Origin of the sequence: Micromonospora sp. NPDC049900 (genome assembly GCF_044461025.1) — a bacterium.
In the GTDB taxonomy this organism is placed as follows: domain Bacteria; phylum Actinomycetota; class Actinomycetes; order Mycobacteriales; family Micromonosporaceae; genus Micromonospora.
The window spans coordinates 175271-184986 of sequence record NZ_JBITKM010000007.1 but is presented as its reverse complement, the minus strand read 5'-3'; the positions used below and the strand labels follow the sequence as shown (position 1 = coordinate 184986).

11 protein-coding genes and 1 pseudogene are annotated in these 9716 nt (G+C 73.3%); 4 read left to right on the top strand and 8 right to left on the bottom strand.

The features are described 5' to 3' along the window. Nucleotides 1-35: 35 nt before the first annotated feature. The 7 genes from ACIBMZ_RS18165 to ACIBMZ_RS18135 all read right to left on the bottom strand — a co-directional run bounded on the left by ACIBMZ_RS18165 (nt 36) and on the right by ACIBMZ_RS18135 (nt 5476). The gene (locus ACIBMZ_RS18165) at nt 36-515 is read right to left on the bottom strand and encodes a phage tail protein (protein WP_131054719.1); all 480 of its coding nucleotides are present in this window, start codon (nt 513-515) and stop codon (nt 36-38) included. A gap of 1 nt (nt 516) precedes the next feature. After that, a complete protein-coding gene (locus tag ACIBMZ_RS18160) occupies nt 517-1773 on the bottom strand; it encodes a phage tail sheath family protein (RefSeq protein WP_396695126.1) in 1257 nt (418 codons plus the stop codon). 22 nt (nt 1774-1795) lie between these two features. Next, entirely contained in the window at nt 1796-2485 is a 690-nt protein-coding gene (locus ACIBMZ_RS18155; RefSeq protein WP_396695124.1) for a carboxypeptidase-like regulatory domain-containing protein, read from the bottom strand. Beyond that, nucleotides 2482-3093, bottom strand: coding sequence for a glycine zipper family protein (locus ACIBMZ_RS18150; protein ID WP_396695122.1), 612 nt, complete (start codon nt 3091-3093; stop codon nt 2482-2484). Before ACIBMZ_RS18150 ends, ACIBMZ_RS18155 begins: the two co-directional genes overlap by 4 nt. 12 nt (nt 3094-3105) lie before the next feature. Then, nucleotides 3106-3441, bottom strand: coding sequence for a hypothetical protein (locus ACIBMZ_RS18145; RefSeq protein WP_396695120.1), 336 nt, complete (start codon nt 3439-3441; stop codon nt 3106-3108). A gap of 86 nt (nt 3442-3527) precedes the next feature. Continuing rightward, nucleotides 3528-4274, bottom strand: a complete 747-nt coding sequence (locus ACIBMZ_RS18140; protein ID WP_396695118.1) for an LppM family (lipo)protein — start codon at nt 4272-4274, stop codon at nt 3528-3530. A 215-nt stretch (nt 4275-4489) separates the two neighbouring features. Continuing rightward, nucleotides 4490-5476 carry a LacI family DNA-binding transcriptional regulator gene (locus ACIBMZ_RS18135; RefSeq protein WP_396695116.1) on the bottom strand — a complete coding sequence of 329 codons (987 nt, stop codon included), beginning with the start codon at nt 5474-5476 and terminating at the stop codon, nt 4490-4492. Between the two features lie 180 nt (nt 5477-5656). On the opposite strand from ACIBMZ_RS18135, the gene ACIBMZ_RS18130 reads away from it, so the two are divergent. Further along, nucleotides 5657-6934, top strand: coding sequence for an MFS transporter (locus ACIBMZ_RS18130; RefSeq protein WP_396695368.1), 1278 nt, complete (start codon nt 5657-5659; stop codon nt 6932-6934). An 85-nt stretch (nt 6935-7019) separates the two neighbouring features. Beyond that, on the top strand, nt 7020-7355 hold the full coding sequence (locus ACIBMZ_RS18125) for a hypothetical protein (protein WP_396695114.1): 336 nt from the start codon (nt 7020-7022) through the stop codon (nt 7353-7355). Between the two features lie 31 nt (nt 7356-7386). On the opposite strand, the gene ACIBMZ_RS18120 is transcribed toward ACIBMZ_RS18125, so the two are convergent. Continuing rightward, nucleotides 7387-8145, bottom strand: a complete 759-nt coding sequence (locus tag ACIBMZ_RS18120) for a class I SAM-dependent methyltransferase (protein ID WP_396695112.1) — start codon at nt 8143-8145, stop codon at nt 7387-7389. Between the two features lie 169 nt (nt 8146-8314). Here ACIBMZ_RS18120 and paaI point away from each other — a divergent pair. Then, a pseudogene (paaI, locus tag ACIBMZ_RS18115) lies at nt 8315-8755 on the top strand (hydroxyphenylacetyl-CoA thioesterase PaaI); the annotation flags it as partial. Nucleotides 8756-8921: 166 nt separating this feature from the next. Then, a complete protein-coding gene (locus tag ACIBMZ_RS18110) occupies nt 8922-9488 on the top strand; it encodes a dienelactone hydrolase family protein (RefSeq protein WP_396695366.1) in 567 nt (188 codons plus the stop codon). Nucleotides 9489-9716 lie beyond the last annotated feature (228 nt).

Here is a 9716-nt window from a genome sequence, read left to right as displayed (position 1 = left end):
CGCGCGCGGCGGAGCGGAGCCGACCGGCGACCCAGCTACGCGGGCGTGGGCGCGGCACCGCCGGTCTCCAGTTCCAGGCTCTCGTAGCGCAACGTCAGCGCCGCGATGGCGATTTCCTGGCCGAGCGTGTTGAGGTGCGCGCCGCGCCATCGGGTGGGCCAGGCGTTGAGCAGGTTCCAGCGCAGCACCTCGGCCGTGCCGACGGAGTCGAGCAGCACCACCGAGACGTTGCGGCGGTCGCTCGTGCCCCGGGCGATGGTGTGCACCCAGTCCCACAGCTCCCGGGACGCGGTCAGGCCGAAGTGCAGCGTCACCGGGCCGTACTCGACCTGACCGGGGATCATCCGGATCCGGTCGTTGCCCTGCTCCCGGTACGGCTGCGCCGGGATGTTCACGTCCAGGCCGCTGACCTCCGTGAAGTGGCCGTTGGTGACCCCGTTGACCAGCAGCTTGAAGTTGTACGCCCGGTACGGGTCGACCGGGGCGCCCGGCTGCGGAGTGGCCGTGGTCGGCATGTCAGCCTCCAATCGTCTCGGTCTCGGTGCCGCCGGCCCACTGGCTCAGCTTGAACACCACGAACTCGGCGGGCTTGACCACCGCGATGCCGATGTGCGCGACCACCATCCCGGCGTCGCGGACGTCGGCCGGGTTGGTCTCCTCGTCGCACTTGACGAAGAACGCCTCCTCGGGCGTACGCCCCAGCAGTGCGCCGTCGCGCCACACCCGGGTCAGGAAGGCGCCGATGTCCCGGCGGATGGAGCGCCACAGCGTGTAGTCGTTGGGCTCGAACACCATCCAGCGGGTGCCGTTGGCGATGGCCTGCTCGATGGCGATGGAGAGCCGCCGGACGTTGAGGTACCGCCACTCGCTGGCCTCGGCGGCGAGCGTACGCGCGCCCCAGACCCGGATGCCCTCGCCGGGGAAGTACCGGATCACGTTGACGCCCTTGGGGTTGAGGACGTCGTGCTCGGAGCGGGTGACCAAATGACCCAGGTCGACGGCGCCGCGCACCGGCTCGTTGGCGGGTGCCTTGTGCACGCCGCGCAGGGCGTCGGTGCGGGCCCAGATGCCCGCCAGGTGCCCGCTCGGCGGGGTGAGCACCAGCTCGCCGCTGAGCGGGTCACGCACCCGCAGCCAGGGGAAGTACAGCGCGCCGAAGTCCGACTGTCGGGGCCGGTGCGCCGTCGGGCCACCGCTCGACCCGCTCGCCCCGCCGCCCGTACCGCCCGAACTGCTGACGGTGGTGTCGCCGCCGTCACCGGGCTTCGCCGCCCGGCCGGAGCCGGCCGTGGCCACCCGGGTCAGCGTCGAGATGTCGTCGATGTCGGGGGCCGGGTCGCAGATGGCGACCATGGTGCGGGTGCGCTCGGCCAGGCCCAGCAGCGCCTCGTGCGCGACCGGGTCGTGGAAGCCGGGCGCGGCCACGATGGAGATCTCGTCGATCGCCTCCAGCAGGTCCAGCCCGCCGCGCTGGCGTCCGCTGCCGGTGAGCGCGCCACCCTCGCCGACGTTGACCACCCAGCAGCGGGTGCCGCCGTTGTCGAGGAAACCGAAGACCGCGCGGGCCAGCGGGGTGCTCTCGAACTCGTCGCCGTCGGCGTAGAGGCGCAGGAACTCGGTCCAGTTGTTCACGGCGAGGGCCTCGCCGAGACGGGCGGTGCGGTCCGGTGCCACGCCGACGAAGGCTGCCGTGCTGGTGCCGACCGGTCCGATCGGCCGGGCACCGGCAGGCACCTCCTCGACGTAGATCCCGGGTGAGAAGTAGCTGGGCATCGGTCCTCCCGTACGGGTCGGGTCAGCGGGTCGGTGGCGAGCAGACGATGACGATGTCGGGGTCGGTCGGGTCCACCTCGGCGGTGAGCACCTGACCCCGACCGGTGAGCCGGAGCCGTACCGTCCCGGGCTGCTGCGGGTCGTGCGGCACACCGACGACCCGGAACCGTCCCGCCGGATCGGTCCGCGTCGCGTACGGCTGACCGACGACCTCCACCCGCATCGCGGCGAGCGGCTGGTCGGCGGGACCGACGACGCGGCCGTCGAAGGTGAGCATCTCCAGTTGCCGCAGCCGCAGCGGGCGCAGCACCGGCGGCGCCGGCTCGTGCGGGTGGGTGACCTGCACCGGTACGTCGATCAACAGGGCCGGTCGGGGCGGCACGCCGAGCGCCACCCACAGCGCCGGGTCCCCGGCCTCCAGCACCAGCGTGTGTCCGCTCTGTCCGGTGGCCGCGACGAGCACCCGGTCCAGCTTCGCCAGCGCCTCCGGCCCGTCGACCGCGAGCAGGTAGCGGGCGACGAGCCGGTACGGCTCGGGTCCGCCGCTGCCCCGGGTCTGCCGCGCCGGACGCAGCTCCAGCGGCCAGAGGGTCAGCCCGCCCGCCGCCGGGCCGGGCCCGGGCGGACCGACCGGGACGGCGTCACCCGCCGCCCCGGCCAGCCAGTCCGCCAGTTCGGCGGTGGCCGTCTCGATCGGACCACCTCCGGTCATCTCGGCGGTGTCCCCTGGATCCGGTACGCGATGGCCTCGTTCCACACGTGCGGGTAGACGCCGATCTCGAAGTACCGCGTGAAGCGGTTGATCGGCGCACCGGTGTGGTCGTGGTAGAGCAGCCACACCGGCGCGACGGTGAACAGCACGTAGTTGGCCACGACCAGCGGGATGTAGAGCGGCCCGAGCAGCCGGGCCTGGAAGATGTGCACGTCCTCGTGGCGCTGGATGCCCGGCCCGGAGCCGGCGCAGACCGTGCCCAGCGTGGTGGCGTAGCGCGGCGAGACGCCCTCCACCACGTTGACCCGGCAACTGTGCTGCGAGGTGGCCCGGTCCAGCGAGTGACCGAAGACCAGGTGCACCGTGAGGTAGAACGCGCCGACCACCGTGTTCAGCAGGCTCCAACTGTGGTCGACGACGAACAGGAGGATCCCTCGGGCGTCGGTCCCGTAGACCCGGGCCGAGGTGATCGTCCAACCGAAGACGATGCCGACGACCAGGCCGACGCCCGCACCGACGAGCAGCCCGACGGGTCCGCCGAGCAGCAGGCCGAGGACCGCGCCCGCCGCGACGTGGACGGCGGCGCTGATGACTCCGAAGATGGCCATGACAGTTCTCCTCTAGGCCCAGGAGCGGATGAAGCGGGGCTCGGTGCCCTGCGCCAGCCGGGTCGGCGTCGCCTGCCGGTTGCCGGGGGGCAGTTGGTTGACGCCGAGGGCGGCGGAGAAGACGACCAGCCCGTTGAAGAACGCGATGATCCACTTCTCGGCGCCCGCCTCGGTGGCGAAGGCCGCGGTGAGGTACGACAGCAGCAGGGCGATGCCCAGCGCGATCCACTTGCGTGCCGTGTCGGCACTCGGGCCGATCAGCCCGCCGATGACGTTCGTGGCCAGCAGCGTCGCGGCGCTCGCGCCGGTGAGACTGCCCAGCGCCGCCCAGGTGAAGAGATCGTTCATCGCCGATCCCCCTTCGGTCTCGCGTGGTGCGGGGTGGGATGGGGTGCCGCCCGCTCGGCGGGCGGCGGTGCCGGATGACCCAGGGGTCAGCCGGAGCCCGGCACACCGCCGGTCGTGGTGTGCGGTGCCGGACCGGGGATGCCCGGGGTGCCGCCCGCACCGCCGGGCGTCGGCGTGCCGCCATCGGCCGGACCCGGGCCGGACCGGCGCAGCAGCAGTACGACGATCACCGCGACCAGCAGCAGGATCACCGCACCGGCACCGACCAGCAACCACGGGAAGCCCCCGCCGGTGTCCTCGTCCTCCGCCGGGGCGGACGGTCGGGGCGGTGCCTCGGCCACCGCCCGCAGTTCGGGCGGCTTCGGCTGGTTGCGGGCGACCCGCCAGGTGACCGTACGGTCGTTGACCTGACCGCCCGTGCTGACGTCCAGGACGCGTCCGGGGAACGTCACCGAGATCTCGAACGACATCAGCGTCATGAAGTGCGCCTGATTCGCTGGATTCTGCTCGGCCACTTTTCCGCCGTACCTCTTCGGGTCGAGTGGAAGAGTGAACACGTACCGGTCGTCACCCTGCCGGACGATGCTCAGACTTTCGCTGTCGAACCGATCGAGCGGCACATTCCGATAGTTGATCTGAGAACCGTAGTGGGTGGCGTCCTCGTACCGGGTCTCGGTGCCTTGAGGCAGCGCCGGGATGTTTTGCCGAAGCTCGGCGAAGCCGGCCTCGACCGTCCTGTTGTTCGCGGTCAGCACACTGCGCTCGGCGGTCAGCAGGAGTTGTCCGCTGACCGTGTCGTCGGCGTTGACGGTCAGTCCGGCGTTGAGTTGCATGCAGCCGGAAAGGATCGCCAGAAGGACGAGACACGCCGCGCCGCGGAGTATCCTGGTGCGCCCGGGCCCCGATTTCATGGGCTCAGTCTGTGCGTTCGCCGCCCGAGCCATCAGTCAGCGATCAGTCAGATGGCAGTCGCCGATCTTACCGCTTTCCCGTCACATTCGGCCGAGGCCGCGTACCTCCGAAATGGATATCCTGAAAGGTTCGGCCGTCAGGCGCTGTCCCGGCGTACCAGCGCCGACGGGAAGCGCGTGCACAGCGGTGCGTGCCGGTGCTCCAGCACCATGGTGGCGGCGGCACTGGCGATCTGGCGTACCGGGTGGCTGGCGGTGGTCAGGGCGGGCGCCGCCACGGCGGCCAGCGGGATGTCGTCGAAGCCGGTCACCGCGACGTCACCGGGCACCTGTACGCCGTCGGCCCGGAGCCGACCGATCACGCCCAGCGCGGTCGCGTCGCTGATCCCGACGATCGCGTCCGTGTCCGGCCAGCGGCTCAACACCTCTCGGGCGGCGGCGCGGCCCCGCTCCACGGAGAAGTCGCCGATCACCTCGCGTGCCGGCAGGCCCGCGTCGCGCATCAGCCCCCGGTACGCGTCCACCGAGCGGTTGGCGCAGGTCAGCCACGGGGGGCCGGTGACCATCGCGATCCGGCGGCGACCACTGGCGTACAGGTGACGGACGATGGCCTCGGTGGCGCCGCCGTTGTCGATGTCCACCGACGGCACGGTGCCCGAACCGATCCCGATCGAGACCGCCCGCCCGCGCAACCGTCGCGGTACCAAATCCAGCAGCGCCGGGGTCGTGTTGACCAGGATCAGCCCGGTCACCCCCCGGTCGTCGGTCAGCCGGACCAGCCGCTCCGGCGCGTGCAGCGGCACCCAGTCGACGGTGACGCCCAGACCGTACGGTGCGCAGACCCGCGCGGTGGCGCCGAGCACCTGGTCGACGTAGCTGTCGTCGAGCACGGCCGGGTCGGTGCCGGCCACCGCCACCAGCAGCCGTACGCCGGTGCCGCGCACCAGCGCCCGCGCGGCCGGGTTGGGTACGTAGCCGAGCTCGTCCACGGCGGTGCGTACCCGCTCCCGGGCGGTCGGTGACGCGAACCCGGTGCCCGCGATGACCCGGGACGCCGTGGAGCGGGAGACTCCGGCGGCCCGGGCGACGTCGTCCAGGGTTGCCGGCCGGCGTGCCGTGGTCATGGTGTTCTCCCCGTTGCCCTCGGCCCGCCTGGTACGCGGGCTCCCACCCGCATCATGCCTCGCCGGAGGTCCAGGGGTAAGGACCGGAGGTGGATTGTGGTGGTAGCGCTCCCAGGTGTGTGATCGTTGCCTGCGCCCCCACCGCCGTCGGAAGGACCGGGAAGTTCCATGGATCCCGCCATCAGCACCCCCGCGACACCGCCGGTCTCCTCCGGTCCGCCCCGGGCGGTGCTGGCCGCCCGCAACGGCGTGGCGGTGGTGTTCGCGCTCAACGGACTGGCCGTCGCGACCTGGTTCTCCCGGGTGCCGGCGGTCCGTGACGGACTGGAACTCAGCCCCGGTCGGCTCGGCCTGCTCCTGCTCGCCATGTCCATCGGCGCGATCGTCGCGATGCCGACCGCCGGTCTGCTCACCCAGCGTCTCGGCGCGGCCCGTGCGGTGGTGTTCTCCACCACCGTGGTCGCCCTCGGCCTCAGCGTGGCCGGGGTGTCGGCGGTGGTCGGCTCGTTGCCCGGGGTGGCGGTGGGGCTCTTCGCGCTCGGTTACGGCTCCGGCAGTTGCGACGTGGCGATGAACATCGAGGGCGCGATCGTCGAACGCCGACTGGGCTGGACGGTGATGCCCCGGTTCCATGCGGCATGGAGCCTCGGTTCGGTGGCCGGTGCCGGTCTGGGCGCCGGGGCCGCCCGGCTCGGCCTGCCGATCGCCGTCCACCTCGGGGCGCTGGCGGCGGTGGTGCTCGGCGGCACGCTGCTGGGCGCCCGCGCGTTCCTGCCCGCCGCTCCCGGTGCGGAGGGCGAGGGCTCCGGTGGCGGTCGGAAGTCCCTGCTCGCCGCCTGGCGGGAACCGCGCACCCTGCTCATCGGTCTGGTGGTGCTGGCGGCGGCGTTCGCCGAGGGCAGCGCCAACGACTGGATCGCGGTCGCCTTCATCGACGGGTACGGCTTCAGTGAGGCGGCCGGCGCGGCGGTCTTCGCGGTCTTCGTCACCGGCATGACCGTGGGCCGCACGCTCGGCACGGTGGCCCTGGACCGGTGGGGGCGGGTGCCGGTGCTGACCGTGACCATCCTGCTCGCCATCGTCGGCGCCGGTGTGGCGATCCTGGCCGGCTCCGGTCCGGTCGCGGTGGTCGGCGTGGTGCTGTGGGGGATCGGCGCCTCGCTCGGCTTCCCGGTCGGCATGAGCGCCGCCGCCGACGAGGAGGAGCACGCCCATGTCCGGGTCAGCGTGGTCGCGGTGATCGGTTACACCGCGTTCCTGGCCGGCCCGCCGTTGCTGGGGCTGCTCGGCGACCGGATCGGCACGCTGCACGCGTTGCTGGTGGTGCCGTTGCTGCTGCTGCCGACTCTGCTGCTGGTACGGGTCACCCGCCCGCCCGTCTCCGGCACCACGGGGGAGCCGGAGCGGTCGGGCGCCCCGGAGCCGGAGCGGGCCGGTTCTTCCCGGCCGGAGGCGTAGCGGCCAGGGCCCGTACACCGGCCGTCCAGGCAACTGCCAGGTCCGGGTGCTGCACTGGGAGGTACGCCGAGGAGAGGAGCCGGGCATGGGCTGGTTCAGCCGGCGGCCCCAGGCCGCACAGGGCACCCCGACGAAGTTGGACCGCGAGGCGACCCCGGAGGACCTCGCCTCGCTGGAGCAGTTCGCGACCAGCCGGCAGGGGGTGGAGTTCTACCTCGAACCGGAGACCACCGCCACCGACACCACGGTGGTCGCCATCGCCCACGACGGCGAGTGGATCCGACGGCGTACCGGGACGCCCCGGGCCGCCGGGAGGATGGCCCGTAAGCACGCGATCCCGCTGTACGAGGCGACCAAGGTCGGCTATCCGGAACGGATGCGGGCCTGGAACCGGGCGCACCCGGAACGTCGGGCCCGCTGAGCGGTCCGTCCGGCGGCCGCCGCGCGGGTGGTCACCGGACGGCGACGACCGCCGCGTCCGCGCCGCCGCGCCAGAGCGTGCCGACCTCGGTGAAGCCGGCTGCGGAGAGCGCGCCGAGGTGCCAGGAGACCGGGGGGTTCCACTCCGGGCTGTGTCCCGTCGGATAGATCGCGTGCCGACGCTCGACGAGCGGCCGCAGGTCCGGGTCCTGCGCGGCGTGCTCCCACCACTGCGCCCAGGAGGGCACCGCGCCCGCCGCGTACCGTGCCGTCCGGCGCGCCTCGGCCCGGGCGAGCAGGCGCTTGGTCAGCTCGGGCAGGGTGTCGTCGGGCATGTGGTCGGCGTTGACCAGCAGGCCGCCGGGGCGCAGCAGCTCGCGGACCTCGGCGTAGAGGGTGGTCAGCCGGTCGGCGGGCAGCCAGTGCAGCGCGGTGGCGGTGAGCACCGCGTCGTAGCCCCGGTGCGGCAGGGCGTCCACCCAGCCCGGCCCGCTGAGGTCGGCGGTGACGATGGTGGCCCGGTCGCCGAGCGAGGCGGTGGCGAGGGCGAGCAGGGCCGGATCGAGGTCGACCAGGGTCACCTCGGCGTCGGGGAAGCGGCGCAGCGCGCGCAGCGAGATGGTGCCGGTGCCGCCGGCCAGGTCCAGCAGGCGCGGCGCGGTGGTGTCGCGGACCGCCTCGACCGCGTCGAGCATGGTGGTGAAGCGGTGTTCCCGGTCCGGCAGGTACGCCTCCTGCTGCCGGTCCCAGCTCTCCTGCCATGCGGCGGCATCGGTGATGTAAGGACTCATAGCGATCAGGCTAGTTACATTGGCGGGTCGGTGTCCAGCCTTGTTGCCAAGAATGTGCAACTGCGAGACAATGGCGGAGCGATGATCAGTGCCGGGCCGGATCGGGGACACCGATCCGGCCCGGTCGTCGTCGTGCAACCGGCACGCGGCCGACCCGGTGGGCGGTGGCATGATGGCGGTTCCCCGGGGCGCAGAGCCCCGCCGACCAGTCGGGAGCCAGGTGGATCCGCGTACCGCCGCGCACGAGATGTTCGAGGCCGATGTCGCCTCGAACCGGCTGGGCATCGAGCTGGTCAGCGCCGCCCACGGCGGCGCGGTGGCCCGGATGCGGATCACCGACAGCATGGTCAACGGCCACCGCATCGCCCACGGCGGCTTCGTGTTCCTGCTCGCCGACACCGCCTTCGCGCTGGCCTGCAACAGCCACGGCCCGGCCACCGTCGCGGCCGGCGGCGAGATCACCTTCCTCCGTCCGGCCCGCGAGGGGGACCTGCTGGTCGCCCGGGCCACGGAACGGACCCGGTACGGCCGCAGCGGGATCTACGACGTCACGGTGAGCCGCGCGGACGGGCAGGTAATCGCCGAGTTCCGGGGGCACAGCCGGGTCCTCCGGCCGGACGCCGGTGCCCGGGATGGCGTAACGGCTCCGGCGCGGCCGGACGACGGACCGGGTTCGGCGGCACCGGCCGGCGGACCGGACGGCGTCGGCCGAGACTGACCGGGGTGCCCGTGCGTGCCGGGCCGGAGGTGTCGGTGCCGTCCGGCACGATGAGCGAATGGGACATGTCGCACTCTTCCACTCCGTGTACGGGCTGCGGCCCGCGGTGCGGGACGCCGCCGATCGGCTGCGCGCCGCCGGACACCAGGTGCACGCGCCCGACCTGTACGGGGTGCCCGCCGTGGGCACCGTCGACGAGGGCTTCGCCCTGCTCGACCGGATCGGGCAGCAGACCGTGCTGGACCGCGCCCGGGCCGCACTGGACGGGCTCCCGCCCGACACCGTGCTCGCCGGGTTCTCGATGGGCGCCGGGGTGGCCGGTGCGATGCTTGCCGACCGCCCCGACAGCGGCGGCCTGCTGCTCTGGCACGGCACCGGCGGTGCGCCCGCCGACGTCCGGCCCGGGCTGCCCGTCGAGCTGCACCTGGCCGAGCCGGATCCCTACGACCCGCCCGACGAGGTCGACCAGTGGCGGCGGGAGATGACCGCCGCCGGAGCCCGGGTCACCGTGTACGGCTACCCGGGGGCGGGCCACCTGTTCACCGATCCGGCCACGGCCGACCACGACCCGGCCGCCGCCGCGCTCGCCTGGGAGCGCGCCCTGTCCTTCCTGGCCGATCGCTGACGCCGGCCGCACCGGTCCCGCCGCCGGTCGCGGCCGGGCCGCTCCGGAACCCACCGGCCCCACCGGCGTCGACGCCCCCGAGACCGCAGCCGGTGCCGGTGGCGCGTCGGGGGGCAGCACACCGGCCCGGCTGGTGAAGGTGGCCCGGGTCGCCCGGGGGAGCCGGGCGACGGCGACCTCACGCAGCGCCGGGTCGACGAACGCGTGCCCGCCGGTGGGCAGTCGGAC